This is a genomic window from Paenibacillus sp. RUD330, from assembly GCF_002243345.2.
Taxonomy (GTDB): Bacteria; Bacillota; Bacilli; order Paenibacillales; family Paenibacillaceae; genus Paenibacillus_O.
Map to the genome: position 1 here is coordinate 971,568 of NZ_CP022655.2, position 25,798 is coordinate 997,365.

Annotated in this window: 19 protein-coding genes; 16 read left to right on the plus strand and 3 right to left on the minus strand. The window is 61.2% G+C overall.

Annotation, left to right across the window (positions count from 1 at the left end; genetic code table 11):
* Nucleotides 1-26: 26 nt before the first annotated feature.
* From CIC07_RS04345 to CIC07_RS04355, 3 genes are all read left to right on the plus strand, one after another.
* Nucleotides 27-950 (plus strand): ROK family protein, encoded by a 924-nt coding sequence (locus CIC07_RS04345; protein ID WP_076358702.1) that lies wholly within the window; start codon nucleotides 27-29, stop codon nucleotides 948-950.
* Nucleotides 947-2,548: an FAD-dependent oxidoreductase gene (locus CIC07_RS04350; protein ID WP_076358703.1), complete on the plus strand. Its 1,602-nt coding sequence runs from the start codon at nucleotides 947-949 to the stop codon at nucleotides 2,546-2,548. The genes CIC07_RS04345 and CIC07_RS04350 overlap by 4 nt, the downstream gene beginning before the upstream one ends.
* A 390-nt stretch (nucleotides 2,549-2,938) precedes the next feature.
* A complete protein-coding gene (locus tag CIC07_RS04355) occupies nucleotides 2,939-4,069 on the plus strand; it encodes a hypothetical protein (RefSeq protein ID WP_139334448.1) in 1,131 nt (376 codons plus the stop codon).
* A 43-nt stretch (nucleotides 4,070-4,112) separates the two neighbouring features.
* On the opposite strand, the gene CIC07_RS04360 is transcribed toward CIC07_RS04355, so the two are convergent.
* Both CIC07_RS04360 and CIC07_RS04365 read right to left on the minus strand, forming a co-directional pair.
* Complete coding sequence (locus tag CIC07_RS04360) at nucleotides 4,113-8,789, minus strand: DUF7507 domain-containing protein (RefSeq protein WP_165895292.1); 4,677 nt, start codon at nucleotides 8,787-8,789, stop codon at nucleotides 4,113-4,115.
* A gap of 232 nt (nucleotides 8,790-9,021) precedes the next feature.
* Complete coding sequence (locus tag CIC07_RS04365; RefSeq protein WP_076358706.1) at nucleotides 9,022-10,266, minus strand: helix-turn-helix domain-containing protein; 1,245 nt, start codon at nucleotides 10,264-10,266, stop codon at nucleotides 9,022-9,024.
* Between the two features lie 322 nt (nucleotides 10,267-10,588).
* On the opposite strand from CIC07_RS04365, the gene CIC07_RS04370 reads away from it, so the two are divergent.
* The 12 genes from CIC07_RS04370 to CIC07_RS04425 all read left to right on the plus strand — a co-directional run bounded on the left by CIC07_RS04370 (nucleotide 10,589) and on the right by CIC07_RS04425 (nucleotide 23,215).
* Entirely contained in the window at nucleotides 10,589-11,590 is a 1,002-nt protein-coding gene (locus CIC07_RS04370; RefSeq protein WP_076358862.1) for a sulfonate ABC transporter substrate-binding protein, read from the plus strand.
* Between the two features lie 150 nt (nucleotides 11,591-11,740).
* Nucleotides 11,741-12,883, plus strand: coding sequence for an FMNH2-dependent alkanesulfonate monooxygenase (gene ssuD, locus CIC07_RS04375; RefSeq protein ID WP_076358707.1), 1,143 nt, complete (start codon nucleotides 11,741-11,743; stop codon nucleotides 12,881-12,883).
* Nucleotides 12,861-13,703 (plus strand): aliphatic sulfonate ABC transporter permease SsuC, encoded by an 843-nt coding sequence (ssuC, locus tag CIC07_RS04380; RefSeq protein ID WP_083688534.1) that lies wholly within the window; start codon nucleotides 12,861-12,863, stop codon nucleotides 13,701-13,703. Before ssuD ends, ssuC begins: the two co-directional genes overlap by 23 nt.
* Complete coding sequence (locus tag CIC07_RS04385) at nucleotides 13,700-14,611, plus strand: ATP-binding cassette domain-containing protein (protein ID WP_083688536.1); 912 nt, start codon at nucleotides 13,700-13,702, stop codon at nucleotides 14,609-14,611. Before ssuC ends, CIC07_RS04385 begins: the two co-directional genes overlap by 4 nt.
* Before the next feature lie 147 nt (nucleotides 14,612-14,758).
* The gene (locus tag CIC07_RS04390) at nucleotides 14,759-15,157 is read left to right on the plus strand and encodes a hypothetical protein (protein WP_139334449.1); all 399 of its coding nucleotides are present in this window, start codon (nucleotides 14,759-14,761) and stop codon (nucleotides 15,155-15,157) included.
* Nucleotides 15,158-15,431: 274 nt separating this feature from the next.
* Complete coding sequence (locus CIC07_RS04395; protein ID WP_076358709.1) at nucleotides 15,432-16,880, plus strand: SulP family inorganic anion transporter; 1,449 nt, start codon at nucleotides 15,432-15,434, stop codon at nucleotides 16,878-16,880.
* Nucleotides 16,881-17,243: 363 nt separating this feature from the next.
* Complete coding sequence (locus CIC07_RS04400; RefSeq protein ID WP_076358710.1) at nucleotides 17,244-18,875, plus strand: copper amine oxidase N-terminal domain-containing protein; 1,632 nt, start codon at nucleotides 17,244-17,246, stop codon at nucleotides 18,873-18,875.
* Between the two features lie 133 nt (nucleotides 18,876-19,008).
* Complete coding sequence (locus CIC07_RS04405) at nucleotides 19,009-19,905, plus strand: DUF8580 domain-containing lipoprotein (RefSeq protein ID WP_076358711.1); 897 nt, start codon at nucleotides 19,009-19,011, stop codon at nucleotides 19,903-19,905.
* A gap of 260 nt (nucleotides 19,906-20,165) precedes the next feature.
* Nucleotides 20,166-21,026 carry a delta-lactam-biosynthetic de-N-acetylase gene (pdaA, locus tag CIC07_RS04410; protein WP_083688538.1) on the plus strand — a complete coding sequence of 287 codons (861 nt, stop codon included), beginning with the start codon at nucleotides 20,166-20,168 and terminating at the stop codon, nucleotides 21,024-21,026.
* A gap of 267 nt (nucleotides 21,027-21,293) precedes the next feature.
* The gene (locus CIC07_RS04415) at nucleotides 21,294-21,731 is read left to right on the plus strand and encodes an SRPBCC family protein (protein WP_076358712.1); all 438 of its coding nucleotides are present in this window, start codon (nucleotides 21,294-21,296) and stop codon (nucleotides 21,729-21,731) included.
* A 1-nt stretch (nucleotide 21,732) separates the two neighbouring features.
* Nucleotides 21,733-22,140, plus strand: coding sequence for an ArsR/SmtB family transcription factor (locus tag CIC07_RS04420; RefSeq protein WP_076358713.1), 408 nt, complete (start codon nucleotides 21,733-21,735; stop codon nucleotides 22,138-22,140).
* A gap of 298 nt (nucleotides 22,141-22,438) precedes the next feature.
* A complete protein-coding gene (locus CIC07_RS04425; RefSeq protein ID WP_076358714.1) occupies nucleotides 22,439-23,215 on the plus strand; it encodes a DsbA family oxidoreductase in 777 nt (258 codons plus the stop codon).
* 598 nt (nucleotides 23,216-23,813) lie between these two features.
* On the opposite strand, the gene CIC07_RS04430 is transcribed toward CIC07_RS04425, so the two are convergent.
* The gene (locus CIC07_RS04430; RefSeq protein WP_076358715.1) at nucleotides 23,814-24,575 is read right to left on the minus strand and encodes a ZIP family metal transporter; all 762 of its coding nucleotides are present in this window, start codon (nucleotides 24,573-24,575) and stop codon (nucleotides 23,814-23,816) included.
* A gap of 441 nt (nucleotides 24,576-25,016) precedes the next feature.
* Here CIC07_RS04430 and CIC07_RS04435 point away from each other — a divergent pair, with 441 nt between their 5' ends.
* Entirely contained in the window at nucleotides 25,017-25,646 is a 630-nt protein-coding gene (locus CIC07_RS04435; RefSeq protein ID WP_076358716.1) for a TVP38/TMEM64 family protein, read from the plus strand.
* The last annotated feature ends 152 nt before the right edge of the window (nucleotides 25,647-25,798 follow it).

The following is a 25,798-nucleotide window of genomic DNA, read 5'->3' on the forward strand; positions in this document are numbered from 1 at the left end:
GAAGGCTTGATCATCAAGGATCGGAGGTGGGCGGGATCGCGACGCTGGTAGGAATCGATATCGGAGGCACTTCCATTAAAGGAATCGCCGCGGATCATCGGGGGCGCATTCTGGAGGAGCTGTCGGTGCCGACGGAAGCGGCTCGCGGCCGGACGGGAATCCTCTCCTCGCTGGACAATCTGGCGGCGCTGCTGCTGGAGAGGCATCCCGAGTCCGAGGCGATCGGAATCGCCAGCGCGGGCCGCATCGATGCGGGCAGCGGGGAAGTCGCCTATGCGACGGACAACCTGCCCGGCTGGACCGGCATGCGGCTCTCGGAGTGGGCCGGACTCCGCTTCGGGCTGCCGGTAAGCGTGGACAACGACGCCAATGCGGCGCTGCTCGGCGAATGCTGGGTCGGCTCCGGAAGAGGGCTGCGCGACGCGGTCATGCTGACGCTCGGCACCGGAGTCGGAGGAGCCAATCTTGCCGGCGGCAGGCTGCTGCGCGGAGCCCGCTGGGGAGGCGGAGACTGGGGCCATGTCGTGCTCGTGCCGGGCGGACGTCCATGCAACTGCGGCCGCCGGGGCTGCGCGGAGATGTACCTGTCGGGCACGGCGCTCATGCGCGATGCCTCTGCGGCTTTCGGTCCGATCGGGCCGGAAGGGCTGATGGAGCGGTACCGGGCAGGAGATGCTGCTGCTCAGGGGCTGCTTCGGAATTATGCGGGGATGCTGGCCGTATTTATCGGCAATCTGGCCGCCGCCCTCGATCCCGAAGCCGTCCTGCTGGGAGGCGGCGCCGCGGATTCGCTGCGGGAGTGGCGGCCGCTGCTGGACGAGGCGCTGGCCTCGGAGGGCGCGAGGATCGAGCTGCGTCCGGCTCTGCTCGGCACGGCGGCAGGCTGCTGCGGCGCCGCGAAGATGGCGCTGGACCTGATGGGAAGAAGAACGGAGGAGGAGACGGCATGAAGATGCAGGAGCTGGAAGCGGATGTGCTGATCATCGGCGGAGGTCTTGGAGGGACGGCCGCGGCGCTGGCCGCGGCGCGGGAAGGATGCCGGGTCATCCTGACGGAGGAGACCGATTGGATCGGCGGGCAGCTGACTTCGCAGGCGGTGCCTCCCGACGAGCACCGATGGATCGAGAGCTGCGGCTGCACGGCTTCGTTCCGGGAGCTGAGGGAGCGGATCCGCGCGTACTACCGGGCCAACTATCCGCTCACGGAGGCGGCCCGGGCCGACAAGCTGCTCAACCCCGGCAACGGCTGGGTCAGCCGCCTGGCGCATGAGCCCCGCGTCGCGCTGTCCGTATTGGAGGCGATGCTGGCTCCGTACGTCAACAGCGGCAAGCTGCGGATCCTCAAGGAAACGGCCGCCGTAAGCGCAGAGACGGAGGGAGATCTGGTGTCTTCCGTAACGGTCGCCTGCCGCAGGACGGACCGCCGCATGATCCTGCGCGCGCCGTATGTGCTGGATGCGACGGAATGCGGCGATCTGCTCCCGATGACGGGGACGGAATATGCGGTCGGCTCGGAATCCCGCAGCGAGAGCGGCGAGCCGCATGCGCCGGAGACGGGCGATCCGGAGGATGTGCAGGCGTTCACCCATGTGGCGGCGCTGGAGTACATTCCCGGAGCGGACTTCACGCCGGAGAAGCCTCCGGAAATGTATTCGTACTGGAGGGATCTCGTCCCGCCGTTTTCCCCTTACCCGCTGCTGAGCTGGTTCGCTACCGATGCCAATGACACGACGAAGAAAAAGGAGTTCACCCTGCTGCCCAACGACAAGGGCGTCACCTCCCTGTGGGATTACCGCCGGATTCTGGATCCCCGCCATCTTGCGGCTCCTCTCTATGACGGAGATCTGTCGCTGCTCAACTGGGCCCAGAACGATTATTATCTGGGCACGATCCTGGATGTTCCTCCGACCGTCAAGGAGGATCGGCTGTATGCGGCGAGGCAGCTGACGCTGTCCGTCGTCTACTGGCTGCAGACGGAGGCGCCGCGGCTCGACGGGGGCAAGGGCTGGCCTGGCGTGCGGCTGCGGCCGGATGTGCTGGGGACGAAGGACGGCCTCGCCAAGTCCGTCTACATCCGGGAATCCCGCCGCATCAAGGCGATCCAGACGATTACGGAGGCCGACGTCAGCAAGGAGATGCGCGGCAGCGAGGGCATCCGAAGGTACGGGGACAGCGTCGGAGTCGGCAGCTATCATCTGGATCTTCATCATACGACCGTGACGTACCGGAGCTTCTACATTCCCAACTATCCGTACGAGATCCCGCTCGGGGCTCTCATCCCGGTGCGGATGAACAACCTGCTTCCCGCCTGCAAGAACATCGGCACGACCCAGATTTCCAACGGCTGCTACCGCCTGCACCCGACGGAGTGGAACATCGGCGAGGCTGCCGGGGCGCTCGCCGCCTATTGCCTCCGCACCGGGCTGCGGCCGCGCGAGGTGCGCGGAGAAGCCGAGCGTCTGGCCGGCTACCAGGAGCTGCTGGCGTCCCGCGGCGTGGAGATGCACTGGCCGGAGGATGTGGAGAAGGAGGTGGTCGAGGGAGCGTGAGGCATGCGGCCTAGACGACTTCAGCCCTCTTGGGCAGCTGCTGCCGCCGCGAGCGGGATGAGGGGCTGGAGGAAGCGGCGGCCTGCCGCTTGGACGCAAGAAATAGGGAGCAGGATGACAGCGCGGGCAGGTGAATGACGAGAGCGATAGGAAATGAAACCGAAGCAATCATTAGGCGAGCGAAAAGTTCTGGCTGCGAAAAGGATAGGGAAGAAGTCCGTGAACATTTCTCGGGCAGGCATGAAATCGGAAGGAACAGGGCAACGATGGAAGAGCAGAATGGACGATTGGGACACACTGGACAACAGGGTCGAAAGGGGAACTTCCTTCCGATCCGCCGCTGAAGGAAGCCGGGCTAGACAACCCATGATCGAACAGGAGGAATTGTTCATGAGATCACATGGTCAAAAGCTTGCGTACAGCCTCGTTGCCGCCAGTCTGCTGCTGGGGGGGACGGCATCCGCTTCGCCGCCCGCCGTTCCCGAATCGGGAGCCGGCCTGCAGGCGATGGCGAAGGACCAGCCGTTCGTTACCGTCCCGATTGAATCGCTCAAGCCGGCCCAGGCCATGGAGAAGCCGGTGCTGACTCCAACGGGCGGCCAGCTCATCCTCAGCGATTCTCCGGAAATGCCGACCGCACCAGGCGCCTATTACCGGGATGTGGTGACAGGCTCCTTCCGCGTCTTCTACCATCATCTCAACAATACGGGAGCGCCGCTGCAGATCGGCGCCGCGGTGACCAATACGTCGGGCTACACGGTCAAGCTATACGAGGAAGGCTCCGGAGCGGGAGTGGACTACTACCCGGACGTAGCCGGCCAGATCGCCCTCGCCGCCTTTCTCAAGGATCGCGGCTCGAAGCGGCCGGTGGCCGTGCTGAAGCCGGGGGAATCCTACTGGCGGACCGCCGAGGTGCCCGCGACGCATACGCTCAGCGGCTTCCTGCAGCTGCGCGCGGAGTCCGCTTCCGGCGGCGCCGCGCCGGTGACCGTCACTACGCTCGGCTATGCGATGCGGCCGGCCGATCCGCTCGCCGAGCCGGTGCTGCCGCCCGACCGGCATATCCGCGGCACGTTCCCGCATTACGACCGTACCGGCACGCTGGTCTACAAAACCTCGGCCGGCAATTCCCTGCTTCGGGTCGATTCGTCGCCTTCCGGCCAGTGGGCCGACTTCATGCCGGGAGAATACGAGCAGGGCGTGGACGCCACGAGCGGCGCCGCCGTCCTGAACCCCGGCAACTACGGAGTCATCTACGACATGTCGGTCGAGATCGAGAACGACAGCGACGAGCGCCGCACCGTAGGCGTCTATCTGAACCCGTCCGGCGGTTCGGGCCATTATACGATCGGCTGGGGCGGCAAGCTGCTGAATTCCGGCTTCCTGAACTACACGATGGCGTGGCAGCTCTCCGAGTTCAATGTCGGGCGCAAAGGGAAGACGGTTCCGTCCCGGCTCAGCCTGACCGGCGGATCGGCGGGCCCGCAGACGCTTTACTTCACCAGCCGTCCGGTCAAATAAACAGGAAATCCCTCTCGTCTGCATGACGAGAGGGATTTCCTGTTTACTCCTCCTCTTCGGTGACGGAGATTCGGGAGATGTTGGACAGCGCCCGAACGACGACATCACGGCCGGAGGGGGAGCGCACGCCGAAGGTCACGACGGCTTGGTTGAGCAGCACTCCGGAATGATCGGACGACATGGAGCCGGCGCCGGCTGGACGCGGAATGGAAAGCACCCGGGCGGCGAAGGCGATGACGAGACGCCGGCCTGGCGCTATCGTGCCGAGCGGGATGCCGTTCTTCAGGCTTGCCGCCGGCGCGGGACGGCCGCCGATCGTTACGCTGTCGGGCACGAGGGCGAGCGAAGGGGAAAGGTCGTCGGTCAGGATGGCGTCCTCCGCCGTGAAGCCGCTGTTGTTCTCCACGACGACCGTGTACCGGATGACGGCTCCAAGGAAGGTTTCGAGCACATCGGCCGATTTGGTCACCTCGAGGACGCGCAGCACCTTGACGGAGGCGGAAGCCTGAAGCTCCTTCAGCACCCCCTGGCTGCGGACCGTATTGGTGACGACGGCTCCGTTCTCGGTCTCCGGAGGGATCGTATACGGCATCGTCAGGATGATCCGGCTCTGATACAGCAGCGTCCCCGGGCCGATCGCCACGCTCAGCAGCGGATCGGCGAGCACGCCGTTCAAGTCCGTATTGCCGGTATTCACCGCCTCCACGCGGAAGCGCACCGTTTCCCCGGCGATCGCCTCCGCCGTGCTGGCCGTCTTCGTGAGCCGGAACGACGGATCCGGAAGCACGATGACGAGCACGGGAGCGGTCCGCGTCGTCGTCTGGTCCGTTTCCAGATAGGCGAGGCTCGGGAACTCCGTGCCGGCGCGCGTCAGCGGCGGGATGAACACTTCGCGTGCCAGCGCGATGGATTCGCCGGGAGCCAGCGAGGCGATCCGGTCGTCGATGCCGGTGAAGCCGTTGAAGACGGCGAGATTGGTCAGCGTGGTATCGGCGCGGTTGGTCGCCGTGATCGTGACCGTCACCCGCTGGCCCGGCAGCACATAGGCCGGATACGGCGATGCCGTGAGCTCCACGTCCGGAGGCGGCAGAATGAGAACCTGAGCCGAATCCTGAACGGGACCCGTCTCGGTGCTCGACACCGTGACGGTATTGGTGAACAAGTCGCCTGGCGCAAGTCCGGCCGGCAGCCGGAACGGCACAAGCTGGGATTGGGACTCTCCGGGCTCGAGGAAGGCGATCGCCAGAGTCGCGGATACGAAGCTGTCGGTCAGAAGCAGGTTGGTCAGCCGGATGTTGCCGGTGTTCAGGATGGATACCTCGTAGAAAACCAGCGTGCCGGCCGGCGCTTCGGAGACTCCGGCTTCCTTGATGACGGTGAGGGACGGAACGGCGGCAACGACCACGCTGGCCGAGGCCGAGACCGGCACCGTAAGCGGGGCCAGCGCCTGAGCGGTATTGGTGATGACCGTACCGGCCGGCGTTCCTGCCGGAATCAGGAAGCTCGACGTCAGCACCGCCTGGGCTCCGGGAGCCAGCGAGGCGACCGTTTCATCGATGCTCAGCACGGGGTCGGTAATCCGCACGGCGGCGAGCGTCGCGGCGGATACATTGGTGACGATGATGGTGAACAGGACGCTCTGTCCCGGAGAGGCTGTCTCCCGGTCGACCGTCTTCGCGATGGAGAGAGCAGGAGCGGCAGCGACGATGACGGAGGCCGCCCCCTCCCGCACGCCTGTCAACGCGGAAGAGGCCGTTGCCGTGTTGGTGATGATCGTGCCTGCCGGCGTGCCCGCAGGCACACTATAGGTTCCCGTCAGCGTCAGCGTCCCGCCCGGATCGAGCGGCGCCGGAGCGGTGGCGATGCCGAGCAGAGGGTCCGTGACGGTGACGTCGGGCAGCGTCACATTGCCGGTATTGACCGTCTGGATCATGAAGGTGATGACTTCGCCGGGTGCGGCCGAGACCGCGCTCGCCGTCTTGAGGATCGACATCCCCGGAATGCTGCGCACGGTGACGGAGGCGGAGCTCTCCGCCGAAACGCCGTCTCCGCCGACCGTCGCCGTGTTCACGATGACGGTGCCGCCCGGCATCGGCAGGATGACGTAGTTCAGCGAGAAGGTCAAGGCGTTGCCTGCGTCCAGGAACGGAATGCGTTCGCTCACCCCGAGCTCCGGATCGCTGAGCACCAGATTCGTCAGAGGCACATTGCCCGTATTCTCGACGATGAACGTATAGCTGATCCGCTCGCCGGGGCTGGCCTCCGCCTGCGTCGCCGTCTTGGTCAGGCGGATGACGAAGAGGGACGAGTCGGACTGGGAGACGAGGAACCGCTCCATCGAGCTCGCCTGCGCGGAGGCGGTGTTGAGGATGAGATCCGGCGCGTCCGGCGGCACGACGAAGGCGACGGTCTCCGTGACGGAGCCTCCGGGCGGGATGGCCGGCAAGCCTCGATTCAAGCCGAGCGACGGATCGAGCAGCAGAGGGTCCGTGAGCAGCACGTTGCCGGTATTGCGGATGACAAACGTATAGATCACCGTTTCGCCGACGCTCGCGTTCGCCGGAGAGACGCTCTTTTCCAGGAAAATGGAAGGCGATTCCCTGACCGTTACAACCGCTTCCTGGGAGATGGAGGGCGTCTGGTCGGTGACGACGGACGCAACGTTCGTGAACTCCGTGCCGGCCAAGGCGTCGACAGGCAGGGTGAACGTGCCGGTGAAGGTGGCTCTCGCTCCAGGAACAAGGCTGTCGACGACCTGATCCAGCCCGAGGAAAGGATCGGTCACCCGGACGTTCGTCAACGTGGCGGTTCCCGTATTCACGATCTCGATCGTGTAGGCGACGGTTTCGCCGGGGAAGGCCGTCGTGGGCGAAGCGTTCTTGTTGAGCACGATCCGGGCTACAGGCGCGATCATGACGGTGGCGGACGCATTGGCGGACGCGCCTTGATCCGCAGCGGCCTCAGCCGTGTTGACGAGCAGGCCAGGAGGGGTGCCCTCGGGAACCGCAAAGTCGAGCGAGCGGGTGGCGGACGCTCCGACCGCAAGGCCGTCGATAAAGATGGAGGCTCCGATGCGGGGATCGGAGATGACGATGCCGGTAAGCGGCTCGTTGCCTGTATTTGTCACCGTGAACGTATAACGGATCGACTCTCCGGGCACGGCGGTGGCCGGATCCGCCTCTTTGAGCAGGGAGAGGGCCGGCGCGGAGCTGACCGTCACGCTGGCGGAGTCCTCTGCCGCGGCTCCTCCGCCCTCGACAAAGGCGGTATTGATGAGCGCCGTTCCTGCGGGAGTGCCGGCGGGGATGGCGAAGCTGGCGGTGATCGTGGCGCTCTCCCCGACCATGAGGCTCCCGATGATCTGGTTCAATCCCAGCGTGGCGTCGGACAGGACGAGGTTCGACAGGTCCATCGATCCCGTATTGGTCACGACGATCGTATACGTGACGATCTCGCCCGGCGCGGCTGCGGCACGATCCGCCGTTTTGGTCAGCGCAAGCAGAGGCGAGGAAGCCCCTACGTTGATGACGGCATCGGATTCGGAGGAGATGCCGGAGAGCGGGGCGTCGGCGATGAAGCGGTTGGTCAGCACCGACGCCGGCGCCGGATCCGGCACGACGTAGGGAATCTCTCTCGTGACGGACTCACCGGGAGCGAGAGTGGTCAAGGTTTCATTCAACAGCAAGGCTCCGGCAGGCTCGAGGGCGTCGGTGAGCTGGATGCCGCTCAGCAGCGTATTGCCTGTGTTCGCGACTCTCAGCTGGAAGAACACGGTTTCTCCCGGCCTGGCTTCGATCGCTTCGGCTCCGTTGACCGTTTTGGTCGCGGCCAGAGCCGGGTCGAGATTGAACTTCGGCACGACAACGATGCCGATGGACTGATCGCCGACGGGTACGGAGGCGACCAGCCGGTTCGTTGTCCGGTCGATGACGGAGACGACGTTCGTCCTCGTGCTGACGTAGAGGAAGCGGGAACTGGAGTCTACGGCGATGTACTGGGGAAAGGTATTGGTCGGAATGGTGGCGATGATGGCATTGGTGGCCGGATTGACGACCGTAAGGTTTCCGGATACTTCATTCGCGACGAAGACGCTCATTCCGTCCGTCGACACTCCGATCGGGGCGATGCCCGCCTGCAGCGTGCCGACGACCGATTGGGTGGCCGTAGAGATGACGTCCACGATGCCTGCCGCTCGGGTGGATACATACACATAGGCTCCGTCCGGCGATGCTTTGACGCCGATCGGCGTCGTATCGACCGGGATGGTGGCAACGACGGCGTTGTCGGAGACGGAGATGACGGAGACCGTGCTGCTGATCTGATTGGCGACATAGACGTAGCGGTTGTTCGGCGTCACGTCCACGCCGATCGGGTTGATGCCGACGGCGACGGTGGCTGTGACGGTGTCGGTGGCCAGGTCGATGACCGACATGGTGCCGTCCGTAGAGTTGGTCACATACGCCCTCGTTCCCGTGCGGTCGATGACGATTCCGTTCGGACCGCCTCCTACCGGAATCGAGCCGATGACGGCATTGGTCGACGTCTGGATGATCGATACGGTGGCGTTGGCCAGGTTGGCGACGTATACCCTCGTTCCATCGGGAGTCGCATCGAGCTGCTGCGGGGTGGAGAAGCCTGGAATGGTGGCGAAGACGGTGTTCGTCGTCTGGTCGATGACCGATACGGTGTTGGAGCCGCTGTTGGCTACATACACGCTCATGTGTGGACAGCCTCCTTCTGCGCTTGCTACCTGTTTTAGCGTATGGGAGGCCGACTTGGCCGATGACTGGCCATCCGCATTCTTCGCTGCGCGGCGATGCGGAGATCGGCAGATGGGCCTGCGCGGCAATGGAAGGTGCGGAGATCGATAGATGAGCCTGCGCGGCAATGGAGCGTGCGGAGATCGATAGATAAGCCTGCGCGGAAATCCGATCGTAGAGACGCAGGTGGAATCAATAGAAGCGGTCATCGGTCCAATCATGGGGAATAGCCATATCCGGCAGGGACGGCAGCTTGAGCGCAGCGGCGGCCTCCTGCAAATAAGAGGCTTGAAACGCTGGGCCGGCTGACAGGGAAGAGCTTCGCAGCCTCGGTCCGGAGTCGTCCTCTCCCAGCCGGGACAGAGTCAGCAGGTCGCGGCTGTAGACGCTGGCGTCCCAGCGGATGGTGCCGAGAACCGGGAGGATGACCTCCAGAGGGATGCCGCTTGCGTCTCGGATGATGGATGCGGCAGCCAGGGAATCCCGTCGGATCAGCTCATGAGCCCGGATATGAGCCTTCAGATAGGATACCGTCACCGATTCGTGAGCGCGTGCCCACGCTTCATCCGCCATGATTCCGGTCAGGTAATCGCCGCCGCAATCATCCGCTGCGACCGTCATCCCCGCTCCGAGCGTCTGCGCCCAGGTCAGATAGGGCTCCCACAGCATCGCCGCTCCGACGCGCCCTTCCAGCAGCGCGGCCAGGCAGTCGGCCATCCTGCGGCTGCCGAGCATCGGCATGGCCTCCTTGCGGCCCCGGTCCAGAACGGCTTGCAGCCGTCTCGATGCGCTTGAGCGGATGACGGTGGAGACGGCGGCGGAGGAGGCAAGCTGATCCCCGTAGCGGATTCCTTCTTCTTTGCGGGCCACCAGGGCTATGCCCGCTCCGCCTGCGCATTTGCCGTCGAAGGCGAGCATGGCCGGCTGGAAGCGCGGCAGCAGCCGTCCGAGCTCCAGGCTCGCGGCGATCGGATAATCGCCGACGGAGGCGATCTGCACCCGGCCGGCGATCAGCTCCTCGACCAGCTCCATGCCGCTGTCCGCATGCTTCCAGCTGACCCGGTACCGGCGGCGAGGCTCCGCCTGCTGCAGCTCCTGCTCGAACCAGCCCCGGCTTTTGACGATCAAGGCGCTCCAGAGCAGGGCCGCACCGCTCTGGTAGCCGACGGTGATCTCCGCTTCGTCTGACGGGGCTTCCGGGGAAGGAGGAGGGACCACCGCCGGGCCGGCCGCCGCTTCCTTCTCAGCGGCTGCGGCGTTCCGCAAGCCTCCTCGAGCCCACTGCTCCAGCTGGATGCGGTCGATCCATACGTCTTTTCCGATTTTCAGATACGGCAGCCGCTTGTCTTTGCGCCAGCGGTCGATGGTCGCCCGGCTGACGCCAAGCAGGTCCATCGCCTCCTGGAGGCTCATCAGATTGAAAGGTTCGTTCGGCATCGCTTCTCCTCCGTCGACGAGTCATAGGAACGGTCCTCATTTATAAATACAACTTATCAGGTAGGAATTATATACTTATAAAAATACCGGACCGTTGCCGAAAGCGCAATGGCTAGTTCTCAAACGCTGCCTTTCTTCCTCATTCCTCCTCATTCCTCCTCACTTCTCCTCCATTCATTGACAGAGAAACGGAGCGATGCTAATTTTCTATTAATCACACCGACTTAATGGGTATTAAGCGCGAGAAAATAGAAAGAGGCCGGGTCTGGCCGAAAGGGAGAGGGAAAACGTGAAGCCAACTGCGGGCATTCGGGGAGCGGGCATGCGTGCTGGAATCGGATGGAAAAGGGCGGGAGGGATGATCGGCTTGTCCGCCATGCTTCTGCTGGCCGCGGCATGCGGCAACGGCGATGGAGAGACATCCCAGGCTGGGGGCGGATCGGGCTTCGGCCAAGGCGCGAAGGAAAAAATCATTCATATCGGCTATCAGAAGTACGGCACCGCCAATATCCTCAAGGGCAGAGGAAGCCTGGAGGGCGAGCTGGAGACGATCGGCTACAAGGTGGAATGGACGCAGTTCCCCGGCGGTCCCCAGCTGCTGGAGGCGATGAACGTCGGCAGCATCGACTTCGGCCATACCGGAGAGGCGCCTCCGATATTCGCCCAGGCGGCCGGAACGCCGCTCGTTTACTTGGCCCATTCGCCGGCGAGTCCGAAGTCGGAGAGCATCCTGGTGCCGGAGCATTCCGCGAACAAGACGGTCGCCGATCTCAAAGGGAAGAAGGTCGCCTTGAACAAAGGATCCAACGTGCATTACCTGCTCGTCAAGGCGCTGGAGGAGGCGGGCGTGGACTATAAGGACATCACGGCCGTCTTCCTGCCTCCGGCCGATGCCAGAGCCGCCTTCGAGAGCGGCAGCGTCGACGCCTGGGTCATCTGGGAGCCGTTCTTTTCGGCGGCCCAGCTGGCGACCAAGGCCCGAGTGCTGACGACGGGAGAGGGTCTGGTGCAGAACCATGAATTCATGCTGGCTTCAAGAAGCTTCGAGCAGAACAACAAGGAGGCTGTCCGTATCGTCCTGGATCAGCTCAAGGAAGCGGACAAGTGGGCGGAAGCCAACCAAAGCGAGGTTGCGAGGCTGCTCTCGCCGGAGCTCGGCATCGACATTCCGTCGCTGGAGCAGGCGATCTCGCATCGCTCCTTCGGCATCGAGGACATGGACGAGGACACCTACGCCGAGCAGCAGCGAATCGCGGACGCCTTCCTGAAGCTGAAGCTGATTCCCGAAGCGGTCAAGGTCAAGGACGCGGCGCCCGGACAATGACGCAAGCGGGGCAGAACAATGACGCGAGCCCTGCCCGTGCCGCCGGCCTGGAAAACCCTGCAGCGGCTATATTCACGGCCGGTGAGCCCGGCCTCTAAGCCGTTTCGACGGATATTCACATTTTCCCCATGTCCAAGGAGGATACCCATCATGCAAATGTTCTGGTTCATACCGCTCCACGGCGACGGCCGATATCTCGGCACGAGCGACGGCGCCCGCGCCGTCGACTACGATTATATGAAGCAGATCGCCGGTGCAGCCGACCGTCTGGGCTACAACGGCGTGCTGCTCCCGACCGGACGCTCCTGCGAGGATGCATGGGTAGCGGCCTCGTCGCTGATCCCGGCCACGAACCGGCTCAAATATCTCGTAGCCATCCGTCCCGGCATGATGGCGCCGGCTACGGCTGCCCGCATGGCATCGACGTTCGACCGCCTCTCCGGCGGCAGGCTGCTGGTCAACATCGTCACCGGCGGCGATCCGGAGGAGCTCGCGGGCGACGGCCTGTTCCTGAACCATAAGGAACGTTACGAGCTGACGGACGAATTCCTGCATCTATGGCGGAAGTACGCCTCCGGCGAGAAGGTGAGCCATAAGGGCAAATACCTTCGCGCCGAGGGCGGACAGCTGCTCTATCCGCCGCTGCAGTCTCCTTATCCGCCTCTCTACTTCGGAGGCTCCTCGGAGGAAGCCAAGGAAATCGCCGCCGAGCATGTGGATGTGTATCTGACCTGGGGCGAGCCGCCGGCCGACGTCGCGGCCAAGCTCGGCGAGGTGAGGGAGCAGGCCGCGGCCAAGGGGCGCAAGGTCAAGTTCGGCATCCGGCTGCATGTCATCGTCCGCGAGACGAACGAGCAGGCGTGGCAGGCGGCCGAGGAGCTGATCCGCCATGTCGACGACCATACGATCGCCGAGGCGCAGAAGGTGTTCGCCCGCTACGATTCCGTCGGCCAGCAGCGGATGGCGAAGCTGCACAACGGCCAGCGGGACTCTCTGGAAATATCGCCCAATCTGTGGGCGGGCGTCGGCCTCGTCCGAGGGGGCGCCGGCACGGCTCTCGTAGGAGACGCGGCCACAGTGGCAGAGCGCATCCGCGAGTATGAGGCGCTGGGCATCGAGACATTCATCCTGTCTGGTTATCCGCATCTGGAAGAGGCGTACCGGACGGCCGAGCTGCTGTTCCCGCTGCTGCCGGTCGAGCCGCAGGCTGAGCCGCTCAAGGCCGCGCTCAAGGCTTCAGGGGAAATCGTCGCCAACGATCTGCTGCCGGATGCCGTGGCAGCCAAATCCTGAGGAAAGCGGGGGGATTCCCATCGACAAGAGAGGCAAATGGACGGAAAGCCGTCTGACACCGTGGCTTGTGCCGGTACTCGTTCTGGTCCTTTGGCAGCTGCTGGGCCAGTACGGCGCGATCTCGTCGCGCACGCTTCCGACTCCGGTCCGGGTGGCGGAGGCGGGCATCGACTTGGCTTATTCCGGCGAGCTGTTCCAATACATCTGGAGCAGCTCGCAGCGGGCGCTGATCGGATTTCTGATCGGAGGCGGCGTCGGCTTCGGGCTCGGGCTGCTGAGCGGCCTGTCGCGGAGCGCGTTCCGGCTGCTCGACAGCTCGGTGCAGATGGTCCGCAACGTACCGCATCTCGCTCTGATTCCGCTCGTCATCCTGTGGTTCGGAATCGGGGAGACGGCCAAAATCTTTCTCGTTGCGCTCGGCGTTTTTTTCCCTATCTATCTGAACACTCTCCACGGCATCCGCTCCATCGATTCCGGACTGCTGGAGATGGCGCGCGTGTACAAGCTGAGGGGGTTCGCCCTCTATCGCGAGGTCATCCTGCCCGGCGCCATGTCCTCGGTTCTCGTCGGCGTGCGTTATGCGCTCGGCCTCATGTGGCTGACGCTGATCGTATCGGAGACGATCTCCGCCAACAGCGGCATCGGATATATGGCGATGAACGCAAGGGAATTCATGAGGCTGGATATTGTCGTGCTGGCGATCCTCCTGTATGCCTTCCTGGGCAAGCTGTCGGATACGGCGGCCAGGCTGCTGGAGCGCAGGCTGCTCGCTTGGAATCCGAATTATACGACGCCGGAATCCGGGGAGGGGAGAGCATGAGCGTGCGCATAGGGGAACGGAAGCAGGCGGGCAGGCCGGAGGTCCGGGAAGGGAAGGCCGGGCAAACGGACCGGTACGAGGCTGGAGCGGAGGAAGAGAAGCCGGATTCAAGTCACGAGAAGGCCGGACCGGAAGAGGACTTGCGGCTGGATTCCCGGGGCAAGCGGCTTGTCGTCTCGGAAGCCTCGAAGAAATTCGGGGGCAAGGAAGTGCTGAAGGGAATCGATCTCGATATTCCCGCCGGACAGTTTCTCGCCGTCGTCGGCCGGAGCGGCTGCGGCAAGAGCACGCTGCTGCGGCTGATCGCGGGCCTTGACGATCCGTCGGCCGGCAGTCTGTCGCTGGACGGCATTGAAATCGCAGGCATCGGCGAGTCCACTCGCATGCTGTTCCAGGACGCGCGCCTGCTGCCGTGGAAGCGGGCGGCCGACAATGTCCGCATCGGCATTCGGCGCGGCAGCCGCCAGGAGGCGGTGGAGGCGCTCGCCTTGGTCGGACTGCGCGACCGCGCCGACGAATGGCCGCGCGTGCTTTCCGGCGGCCAGCGTCAGCGTGTCGCTCTGGCGCGCGCGCTTGCGGGGCAGCCGGGATTGCTGCTGCTCGACGAGCCGCTCGGCGCGCTCGATGCGCTCACGCGAATCGAGATGCAGCGTCTCATCGAGAGGCTGTGGGAGGAGCAGGGCTTCACCGCCGTGCTCGTCACGCATGACGTGAGCGAGGCCGTCGCGCTTGCCGACCGGGTCATTCTCGTTGAGGACGGCCGGATCGCCATCGACGTCGAGATCCGCCTCGCCAGGCCCAGGGAGCGCGACAGCGCCTTCGCGCATTACGAGAAGCTGATTCTGGACCGCATCATGGGCGGGGAGGAAAGCTCCGGGCGGCTGCGGGCGACGGCATATTCAATCTAATCGGACAGATTCAGTCCGGCGTGTTCTTGTTGTTCATGGGCAGCGGAGGGTGGGATTTTTCCATCCTCCGCTTTTCGTTTGGGGCGATGGATTCGGATTTGCTCCAGGTCTTTTGGTAGAATGGAAAATAGAGGGAGAGTGATGGCGGTGAAAACAGGCAGCGCAAAAGCCGTTCTTCTTGCTGCGGCCGCAGCCGTGCTGCTGGCAGGCTGCGGAGAGCCTCGGACCATCCGGTACAAAGGGGGCGGCGCCAGCTGGGAAGGAAGCTACCAAGCGGATTTAGTCAAGAACAAGAAGTCGCAGCTGGGGACGTATTCTTTCCGCTACAAGGGGGATGCGCCCAAAGAGGTTGAAGCCTTCTCGATCACGGCCGATGGACCCGGTCATTTCTATTATCATGGATCGGGCGGCCTGCCCGGTCCGGCCTTGTCCTCCAGCATGGTGTGCGATGACTGCACTCCCGCTAGGAATACGATAGCGGTCGTAATGGAATGGACCGACAAGGATGGCAAGCATCAGGAAAGCTTCGAGCTCAAGAAGCCGTAAACCCGTTCCAAGGCAGGGGCTCCAAGGCAGGGGCTTCCAGCCTTTGGCGAAAAGCTTCCTTCCCTTTCTTTTCCGAAGCATGGCCTCCCTTTCTTCTCCGAAGCATAGCCTTCCTTTCTTTGTCCAAGCCCTTCCTCCCCATAGACGAGGCCAAAAAAGCCTTCAATTCGATCGGAATTTTCCGTATAATGCTTACGGACGAAACGCATCGGAACCCGGCTTTTCTGAGACTGGAAAGTCGCCAAAATCATCCTGCAGGAGGTCTGGGAAAGAATTGAAAGCAGCAAGCTGGAAAAACGAATGGTTCACGGATCCCAAATCGAATCTGCTGTCGGGCATCACCGTCGCGCTGGCGCTGATTCCGGAGGCGATCGCCTTCTCGATCATTGCCGGCGTGCATCCGATGGTCGGATTGTACACCTCCTTCATCATCGCCGTCGTCATCTCCTTCTTCGGCGGGAGACCCGCGATGATCTCGGCCGCGACCGGCGCGATGGCGCTGCTCATGGTCAACCTGGTCCGCGACCATGGACTGGAGTATCTGTTCGCGGCCACCGTCCTCTGCGGCATCATCCAGACGGCGATCGGCTATATGCGGCTGGGCCATTTGATCCGCTTCGTGCCGCACCCGGTCATGAACGGCTTCGTCAACGCGCTCGCGATTCTGATCTTCACCGCGCAGCTTGTCCACTTCCGGGGGCAGGGCTGGCTCATGTACGCGCTGCTCGCCCTGACGCTCGCCATCATTTACGGCCTGCCGCGTCTGACCAAGGCGTTCCCGTCCGCGCTCGCGGCGATCATCGTCGTCTCGGCGGTCACGATGGGCTTCAAACTGGACGTCCTCACCGTCGGCGACATCGGCAGCATCACGAGCGCGCTGCCGAGCTTCCATCTGCCGAACTTCGTGCCGAATGTGGACAATCTGATGATTATCCTGCCCTATTCGGTCTCGCTCGCTCTGGTCGGCTTGCTGGAGTCGCTCCTGACTTCGAATATCGTCGACGAGATGACCGACACGACAAGCAGCAAGAACCGTGAGGTCAAGGGCCAGGGCATCGCCAATATCGTGGCCGGCTTCTTCGGAGGCATGGCGGGCTGCGCGATGATCGGCCAATCGGTCATCAACGTCAAATCAGGCGGACGGACCCGCCTGTCCACGTTTACGGCGGGCATCTTCCTGCTCGTCCTGATCATGGCTCTAAGCCGTGTCGTCATGGAAATCCCGATGGCCGCGCTTGTCGGCGTCATGTTCATGGTGTCCTTCGGAACGTTCAACTGGCGTTCCCTGACGGAGCTGAAGCGGATTCCGATCGGCGACAGCATCGTCATGGTCGTGACGGTCATCATCGTCGTGATGACGCATAACCTGTCCTACGGAGTCATGGCCGGCGTCGTCATCAGCGCCTTGATTTTCGCCCGCCGCATCTCCGCGATGAAGGTGGAAGGAAGGATGGAAGGCGGCCGCAAGCGCTATTCCGTCGAGGGCCAGCTGTTCTTCGCCACGACGACGGCTTTCGGACAGCAGTTCGATCATGCCGATGATCCGGATGAGGTCGTGATCGACTTCGGGCAGTCCCATGTATGGGATCATTCCGCCGTCAACGCCATTGCCAAGCTCGCGGACAAGTACGCCGCCGCCGGCAAGCGCGTCGTGCTTGAAGGCCTCAACGAGCAGAGCCGCACCCTCGTCGACCGCATCGGTCTGGGCAGCGGAGCCCACTGATAAGAGGAAAAGGACTGAACCGAGCCGTTCGCGGCTGGTGCTCAGTCCTTTTCTTTTTTTGCAGCTGCTCTATCATGGTCTTGTTGATCGAATCGGCCGGTATCGCAGAGCGGTTCTGGTAGAGGATATTATTCATATCGAAAAATATGAAAAATGATGAAAATGTAAATAAAATATTAGAATCATAGAATTAACCATGATTGCTGCTAGTTAAAACAGGTAAAACCATGAAAAATAATATAAAAATTAATTCCTCGCAATAGTGATCCTTTTCTAAACCAGGCGCGTTTCACTCCATGCAAGAGGTTGATGAGTATCACGGACAACATTTCAGATCCTATCAAAACTCGAGGAGTGAATAACATGAAAATCAAAAAACTGGTCGCCCCCGTACTCAGCCTGACCCTTCTTATCCCAACCGGAATAGCCGCAGCAGCCCCGGCCAACTCGATGCAGCCTTCGGTCAGCACGCCGGCAGCCGATCTTCGCGCCGGACTGGACCAGCTGCTCTCCGAACACTTCGCACTTGCGGTCGTCGCCATGACGAAAGCTTATGAAGGTTCGAAGGATGCTGCGGCCGCCTACAAAGCGCTGGACCAGAACGCTCTCGACATGGGGCCGGCAATCGAAGGCCTCTACGGCAAAGCCGGCGCGGATGAGTTCCTGCGCATCTTCCGCGCTCACAACAAAGCTACGGATGATTACGCCAAAGCCTATAAAATGAACAACGTGGACGCCGAGAAGGCCGCTAAAGCGAATGTTCAAGCCTTCGTAGATGAGTTCTCCGCCTTCCTGGCGACGGCGACTGCCGGCAACCTTCCCAAAGATGCAGCTGCCAAGGCCATCCGCCTTCATGAAGATCAAGTGCAAATGGTGTTCGACGAGTATGTAGCCGGAGATTACAAGGATGCCTACAGCAAATACCGTGAAGGCTACAAGACGATGTTCGTCATCAGCAAGGCGCTTTCCACGGCGATTACGAAACAAATGCCGGAAAAGTTCAATAACACGACCCCGGATACGAAAGCCGCGGATCTGCGCTCCAGCCTGAACGCGCTCGTATCGGAGCACGTAGCCCTGTCGGTTCTGCAAATGCAGAAGCAGCTGGACGGCTCCAAGGATTCCGATGCGCTGATCAGTACGGAAGCGATGAATACGGCCGACTGGAAAGCGGCGATCGGTTCCCTCTATGGCACAGCCGGCGCTGACGGCTTCGAGAAGCTGTGGGTGACGAATCACATCAATGCTCAGAGCGACTATGTAAATGCCGTCAAGATGAACGACGCCAATGCAAAAGCCGCGGTCAAGTCCCGCATCGAAAGCTTCACAAAAGACTTCGGCGCCTTCCTCGGCACGGCTACGAACGGCAACCTGCCTGCAGCTGCCGCTACGGAAGCTCTGATGAAGCACGAAGGCCAGATCCAGGCCGCCTTCGACCAATATGCTGCCGGCAACTATGACGGTGCTTACGCCACAGACCGTGAAGGCTTTAAATTCGTCTTCGGCGTCGGCCAGGCGCTGGGCAATGCGATCGTGACGCAATCGCCGGAAAAATTCATGGAGACTCCGGTCGTTACGCCGGCTCCGACGCCAACTCCGGCTCCAGCTCCTGAGATGACGACGGTTTGGATGAAGCTGAACAGCATGATGCTGAAGGTGAACGGCTCGACGACTCAAATGGACACGACACCGGTGATGTGGAACGGCATGACGTATATCCCGCTGCGCTTCCTGAGCGAAGGCATCGGCGCGACGGTGAGCTACGACAAAGCGACCAAAGGCATCTGGGTCATGGCTGGCTCCGACAAGCTCGGCTTCTGGGCCGGCAAGGACATCTTCTCCATGAACGGCGTGAATAAAAAAGTCTCTTCCAAGGTCGTCATCGACAAAAACGGCCGCACGCTCGTTCCGCTTCGTTTCATCGCTGAAACGCTGAACTGGAACGTCATGTTCAACAGCAAAGACGGTTCCATCACGCTTACTTCCAACATGTAAGGCAAGGTCAGCCATCCATCCGGTTTCAATTCAAAGCCGGCATCGCGGTCTCATCCGCGATGCCGGCTTTTTCCGCTCGCCTGTAACCAAGAGTTCGTCCCGTTCGTCTTAAAGAGCGGAGGTGTAAACCCGCATGAAAAGAAAATCGAAAACATTCGCGCTGTCCAGCGCGGTTCTGATGCTGATGCTCGCAGGCTGCGGCGTTGGCAATCCTCCTGAAGGCGCGGCTGGCGGCGAAGCAAGTCCTGCGCCGGTGGCCAGCCCCGTCGTATCGGCTTCGGCGGCGCCGGCTCCAGCCCCGAGCGCCGAGCCTTCGGTCGCGCCGACTGCCGCTCCGGCTCCAGAGCAGGCGGAACATCGGAAGTACGGCATCTATAACGGAGCGGCCGATCCGCATACGGTCGAGATCGAATCGGACGGGCAGCCCCAGGCTTATCAGCTCGCGGAAGGCGTCAGCACGGAAGGGATTGCCGAAGGAGGCGAGGTTTTCTTTATCTATAAGGAACAACCGGTAGAAGGAGACGCTTCCGTGAAGCAGCTGATCCTCGCCAAGCTGGCCAAGGCGAAAACCTTCAAGCTCAGCGTGCAGACGGCTCCGGCGGAAAAGCCGGCCGCCCTCATGCAGGGCAAGGGATTCGGATTGTATGTTTTCAGCGCGCTTGATTTCGATCCCGAAAAAGGCATCCTCTCCTTCGGCGATCCGGCACAGGGAAACAAGCTGCAGGCTTCCATCCAGCCTTACGGCTCGGACTACAGGACGGACGATCTGAAGGCGGAGGCACGGAAGGAGTTCGCCGGAATCGAGCTCGCCGACGTTCCGCAGGATAAGCGTCCCGTGCCTTTGCGCGATGCGGCGGTCTTCCTGGAGGGAAGCAACGATTCGGACATGGTGCAATATATCGCCAAGAAATATGACGGGGAATGGTTCGTCTTCAAAGTAGACACGAACAAGACCGAGGACGGCGGCATTTTCTCCGACTATGTCTATACGAGCTTGAATTCGCTTGAGCGCTCCCGGAACCCAAATTGATGCTTGCTGAAACAGTAGTTATGCACAGATTTGTACACACTATGAACAGGTTCAAAAGCCTGTAATATGAAGAAATTGAAAAAGTTGCTCACTTATCCACAATTCAAGTTATGCACAAGAGGATACATGCTTTGGCCGCGTTCGTGAATGCCGGATTGCGGCGCAGGTATTTCCTTGGACTTCCGGAACGCATATTTTTTCCGCTTCCTGCACATACCAACCCGGTATGCGAACTTAATCAGGCAGGAGGCGGACAATGAATGAAAGCCCGAATCAAAGCGGCGGGAGCGGCCGGCTGCATGCTGGCGATGCTTGTTCTTTCCGCTCAGGCAGCGGGAGCCGCTGCCCCTGAGCAGCTGTCCAGTGGGAATGCCGCCGTCACGGAGCCCAATCAGGAAGCGGCGGCAGGATGGAGCAAGCCCTACCATTTCGGCTTCAAAAAAAGCAAAAACGGGCAGCTGCCCTCGATAGCCGAGGAGGGCTTCATGCCGATGCTGGAGAAGCATAAGGCGATTTTTCTCGGCAATACGGCCGAGAAGGAGCTGTATCTGACCTTCGACAACGGGTACGAGAAGGACAAGCTTACGGCGCAGATCCTGGACGTATTGAAGGAGAAGAAGGTTCCGGCCATCTTTTTCATCACGGGCCATTATGTCAAGACGGAGCCTGATCTCGTCAAGAGGATGGCATCCGAGGGCCATCTGATCGGCAACCATTCCTGGAGCCATCCCGATATGAGCACGCTGCATCCCGATGCGGTCAAGCGGGAGCTGGCCGATGTGAAAAAAGCGGTAGCCGACCTGACAGGCTTCCGGGAAATGAACTATCTCCGTCCTCCGAGAGGCATCTTCAGCGACCGCATGCTGGAGGCGAGCAAGGAGGAAGGCTACACCAATGTGTTCTGGTCGGTCGCCTACAAGGATTGGGATACCTCCGCGCAAAAAGGGGCGGAATATGCCTACAGCAACGTAATGGGCCAGCTTCATCCCGGTGCCGTCCTGCTGCTTCACGCGGTATCCAGGGACAATGCTCAAGCTCTCGGACGCATGATCGATTCGGCGCGAAGCCAAGGCTATACGTTCAAAAGCCTGGATCAGCTCACGCAGCGGACTTATCGCTGAAGCCGACAGCTCCTTCCGCTCGGAGGCTTCAAGGCGAGCTTCAGGGCAAGGCTATCGGCAAGCCGTACCCTGCGGGGACGGGGATGGGGCCAACCAATTCATTTGGTTGGCCCTTTTTTGATTTGCAGGCATGGGGAGGGCGCTTCCGTTCAGGTATTCGAAATAAGGCTTGGATTAACCTTACAGTGCCGTCCAATTGTCGAATTGGATACCATGTGGTATCCTAATAGCGGAATGAAACTCATACGCACAGAGGAGCTGTATCTCATGACCGACCACAACCTGCAGCCGGGCCGACCGCTGCCCGATATCCGCCAAACCCGGATCATCAACGCCCCCATCGCTCTCGTATGGGAGAAGACCGCTACTTCCGAGGGTATCGCCTCCTGGTTCATGCCCAATACGTTCACGCCGGAGCAAGGAGCGGAGTTCGTCTTGCATGCGGGTCCCTTCGGAGACTCCAAGTGCAAGGTGACCGAGCTGTCGCCTCCTCGCCGGTTGAGCTTCGCCTGGGGGGAGCAATGGTCCATCACATTCGAGCTGCGCGAGCTGGAGCCGGATGTGACGGAATTCACCTTGATCCACTCCGGCTGGCTGGAGGAAGGAAGGACGGAATTCGGACAGCCTCACAGCCAGGTGCGGGGCAACATGAACGGCGGCTGGGAGAAAATCGTTCAGAAGCTCGCCGGCTTGTTCGCTTCCTGACATGGAGGCGAAGGAACAGCGGCATGACGTGTTTCAGGCGGTAGCGGATCCGACTCGCCGGGAGCTGCTGCGGCTGCTTCGCTCCGGTGAAGAGCTCCCGCTTAAAGGCATCACTCCTCATTTTTCCATGACAAGGGCTGCCGTATCCAAGCATCTGCATATTTTATCCGATGCGGGGCTTCTCCATGAACGGCGTGTCGGACGGGAGACCCGGTACCGGATGAATCCCGATCCCTTGCTGGAGCTTCGGCGCTGGCTCGCCTTCTTCGAGCGCTACTGGGACAACAAGCTGGGCATGCTGAAGATGATCGCGGAGACGGAGCATGGAGCAGCCGTCGGGAAGCCGGATCGGCCGGCCGCGCCGGTGGGGCCGGGATCAGCCGACCGCACAGGACAGGGAATGGATTAGGTCAAAGGCTGCTGCGGCCGTTCGACGGGAATGGATCAGGTCAAAGGATGCTGCGGCCGTTCGACGGGAATGGATCAGGTCAAAGGATGCTGACGCCGTTCGACGGGAATGGATCAGCCAAAGGATGCTGCGGCCGTTCCCGGGAGCTTGTTGCCGGATCTTCGTATGGATGCTTGGTGCAATCCTGCGCGGCTCCGTCCCGTTCGTTTGATCGATGAAACCGTGCTGTGCTATAATAATGTAACTTACTTTGTTACAGTTAGTTGAGGCGGATTCGAAACAACGGGAGGAAGGCAGCATGAAGGTAGAGATTTGGTCCGACTATGCATGTCCGTTTTGTTATATCGGCAAGAAGAGGTTTGAGCTGGCGCTGCAATCGTTCCCGCATCGGGACAAGGTCGAGGTCGTGTACCGCAGCTTCGAGCTGGACCCGAATGCCAAGCACGTGCCCGGCACCAGCATCCATGAGCTGCTGTCGCGCAAATACGGATTCCCATTGGAACAGGCCAAGGCCAGCAATGCGAATGTCGGCAGCCAGGCCGCCGAGCTCGGCTTGACCTTCGATTTTGACGCGATGAAAACGGGAAATACATTCGATGCCCACCGTCTGATGCACTGGGCGTCGGAGCAGGGCAAGGGCAACGCCCTTTCCGAAGGGCTGTTCCGAGCCTACTTCGAACAGGGACGGCTTCTCGAAGACCGCCGGACGCTGGCGGAGCTTGCGGCTGAAGCGGGGCTGGATGCGGCGGAAGCAGCAGAGGTTCTCGCTTCGGGAAGATATGAGGCGGAGACGAGGAGAGACGAGCAGGAAGGGTCCGAGCTGGGCATCCAGGGAGTTCCCTTCTACGTCTTGGATCGCAAATACGGCGTGTCCGGCGCCCAGCCTCCATCCGTATTCCTCCAGGCGCTGGAGCAGGCTTGGTCGGAGCGCGCCGCCGCCGCGGATTCCGTTCCAGCCGGAGCTTCCGCAGGCGAGGATTGCGCGGATGGAGCCTGCGCCGTTCCTGCCGCAACGAGCGGTGGGGACGCCTGCGACGACGGGAGCTGCGCTGTCCCGGATCCAAGCGGCAAATAATGAAGGCTGAAGAGGCAAGCTGCGGCAGCAGCTTGCCTCTTCTTTGTTGCGGATATGCAGGCAGCTGGCGTGTCTGGAGCGGACATGAGGCGAATACGAAATCATATTTATACCCGTTGACACCGCATACGGATCCGCCTGTGCGTGAACCTGCATGCGAGACCGCATGGATATCATATATGAAACCGAACGATACGGGATACAGCCTGACATCAGACGCCGCCCCCTGTCACAAGCTTATTCGGGCAAAGGCTGCTGAATCGGACATCAGATCCGTTATCGGGATGAACTGGGCGGAAAATGAGATTTATCGGACATCAGATCCGTTATTGGGATGAACTGGGCGGAAAATGAGATTATCGGACATCAGATCCGTTATTGGGATGAACTGGGCGGAAAATGAGATTTATCGGACATCAGATCCGTTATTGGGATGAAATGGGCGAAAAATGAGATTTATCGGACATCAGATCCGTTATTTGTCCCATTTTCCGTCATTTTGGACCTGAAAGGGCAGAATAACGGATCCTATGTCCGATAATCAGCCGGATCGCGGCTAAAGGATCAAATAACGGATCCTGTGTCCGATAGAATGATTCTATCCAAGCGCGTGGGTCAACGATATCATCGTCAAAAGCCCGGCGATGAACGAGAGTGTCGCGGTCCGTGCATTTCCATCCCCGTGGCTCTCCGGAATAAGCTCCTTGTACACGACGAACAGCATGGCTCCGGCCGCAAAAGCGAGGCCGTAAGGCACGATCGGTTCGATGGCTGCGGCAAAGCTGCCTCCAAGGAGAGCCGCGGTGAACTCCAGAAGCCCGGTTCCGATGGCCATGAGGACGGCGTAACCGCGTTTTGTACCTTGAGTGATCAGGAACAGTGCCGTCAGGAAGCCTTCCGGAATATTCTGCAAGCCGATGCTGACAGCTACAATCGGTCCCAGCTGGATTTCGCCGCTGCTGTAGCTGACACCGACCGATAAACCCTCCGGCAGGTTGTGCAGCGCCATGGCAGTGAGGAAGAGCGTCGAATTCCGGTCCAGTCCGAACCAGCCGCCGCTCTGCGGTTGCAGAGGCTGCGGAAGCTTGCCGTGGACGGTGTCGGTATGCGGAATGAGCAGCTCCAGCAGCATGAGGACGAATGTGCCGAGCAGGATGCCGATTGTCAGCACGCCTAGATTGGACAGCTTGAGAGCGCTTGGAATGAGGCCATAGGTCGACGCGGATACCATGATGCCGGCCGTGAAGGCGAGCAGCACGTCTTTTCCCCGATGTGTCATGGAGCTGATGAAGAGGGCGGGCAGCGCGCCGACAGCGGTGCACATGGCCGTGGCCAGCGACCCCAGCAGAATCGGATTCATAGCCATTCTCCTTGTTCCGGCGCAATGCCGGGAAAATTCATTTGAAGGACGGGAAAGAGTTGCATCCCAATGATTCTTGCCCCCCGTAGGGTGACAGCAATCATTGGGGCGGCTGCAGATGATTTCTTCCAGCCCGCCGGAGCCCCTCCCATCGGTCTTGAACACCTTTCCGGCCAGCATCGACGCCAATCTTTGCCGATCCCGTTCCATACATGAACGGTTCGAATCCGCGAAGCGCTCCGTCAACCAGCCGCGAGGCCTAGCAATAAGGTATGCCGCTCGCGGGCGGAACATGCTTGTCCTGCTTGTCCGGACTTTTGCCCTTCGGCGCTGGGCGGGGCTTTATTTCCTTGCCGCTTGCCGATACAATGGGCATACCGAATAGGATCATCCTGCCAGCTGTTGCTTATGCAGCCAGAGCCGGCCAAAGGGGCATCGACTATGATATCCGACCTGCTTGACTATATGACGGAAGAAAATCTGCATCGGCTGCTCGGAGAATACCGTTCCTACGGACCGCTCCCAGGCATCCTGCTGACCTTCCTCAAATCGTTCGTGCCGCCGCTTCCGACGATTCTGATCGTCGGCGTCAACGCCGCCGTATACGGTTTGTGGCCCGGCTTCTTATACTCGTGGATCGGCCTGGTGGCCGGCTGCATGGCTACGTTCCTGCTGGTGCGCACGGCGGCCGGCCACCGCATCGCCCGCCGCTGGGCGGCGAAGCCCAAGGTGAAGGCCAGCATGGACTGGATTCGCCGCAACGGCTTCAGCTATGTGTTCGTGCTGAGCCTGTTCCCGGTCGGTCCGTTCGTGCTCGTGAACATGGCCGCAGCCGTATCCCGCATGAGCGTGCTTCGTTTTCTGGCCGCCGTCGCCGCCGGCAAAGCGGTCATGGCGCTGGCCGTTTCCTTTGTCGGCCACGACATCGCCCGCTTTTACCGGGATCCTCTCCAGCTCGTCTACGTGGTCCTGTTCATCGTGCTCTCCTGGTATGCATGCAAGAAAATCGAAGCCCGCTTCATGCGCAAAGAGCCGGCTCCGGATGGAGCTCAAGCCGCAGGCGGAAATTAGTCCATCTCCTCCGGGAACCCTGACAATCAGTTGTCAGGGTGTTTTTGTTAGGCTGGAAACAGAAGCGAAGGATGTTCTGCCGATCCGTCCGCCAGGCTTGAAGTCTTTGCGGTAAGCATCTTTGTCCGAACTGTTTCAGTTTTAACTGAAAT

Bases quoted from the DNA above. Each gene is read 5' to 3' on its own strand.
- CIC07_RS04370 (WP_076358862.1), top strand. From the start codon at position 10,589: ATGCGTGCTGGAATCGGATGGAAAAGGGCGGGAGGGATGATCGGCTTG.
- CIC07_RS04350 (WP_076358703.1), top strand. From the start codon at position 947: ATGAAGATGCAGGAGCTGGAAGCGGATGTGCTGATCATCGGCGGAGGT.
- CIC07_RS04430 (WP_076358715.1), bottom strand. From the start codon at position 24,575: ATGAATCCGATTCTGCTGGGGTCGCTGGCCACGGCCATGTGCACCGCT.
- ssuC (WP_083688534.1), top strand. From the start codon at position 12,861: ATGCCGTGGCAGCCAAATCCTGAGGAAAGCGGGGGGATTCCCATCGAC.
- ssuD (WP_076358707.1), top strand. From the start codon at position 11,741: ATGCAAATGTTCTGGTTCATACCGCTCCACGGCGACGGCCGATATCTC.
- CIC07_RS04400 (WP_076358710.1), top strand. From the start codon at position 17,244: ATGAAAATCAAAAAACTGGTCGCCCCCGTACTCAGCCTGACCCTTCTT.
- CIC07_RS04415 (WP_076358712.1), top strand. From the start codon at position 21,294: ATGACCGACCACAACCTGCAGCCGGGCCGACCGCTGCCCGATATCCGC.
- CIC07_RS04435 (WP_076358716.1), top strand. From the start codon at position 25,017: ATGATATCCGACCTGCTTGACTATATGACGGAAGAAAATCTGCATCGG.
- CIC07_RS04355 (WP_139334448.1), top strand. From the start codon at position 2,939: ATGAGATCACATGGTCAAAAGCTTGCGTACAGCCTCGTTGCCGCCAGT.
- CIC07_RS04420 (WP_076358713.1), top strand. From the start codon at position 21,733: ATGGAGGCGAAGGAACAGCGGCATGACGTGTTTCAGGCGGTAGCGGAT.
- pdaA (WP_083688538.1), top strand. From the start codon at position 20,166: ATGAAAGCCCGAATCAAAGCGGCGGGAGCGGCCGGCTGCATGCTGGCG.
- CIC07_RS04405 (WP_076358711.1), top strand. From the start codon at position 19,009: ATGAAAAGAAAATCGAAAACATTCGCGCTGTCCAGCGCGGTTCTGATG.
- CIC07_RS04425 (WP_076358714.1), top strand. From the start codon at position 22,439: ATGAAGGTAGAGATTTGGTCCGACTATGCATGTCCGTTTTGTTATATC.
- CIC07_RS04385 (WP_083688536.1), top strand. From the start codon at position 13,700: ATGAGCGTGCGCATAGGGGAACGGAAGCAGGCGGGCAGGCCGGAGGTC.
- CIC07_RS04365 (WP_076358706.1), bottom strand. From the start codon at position 10,266: ATGCCGAACGAACCTTTCAATCTGATGAGCCTCCAGGAGGCGATGGAC.
- CIC07_RS04360 (WP_165895292.1), bottom strand. From the start codon at position 8,789: ATGAGCGTGTATGTAGCCAACAGCGGCTCCAACACCGTATCGGTCATC.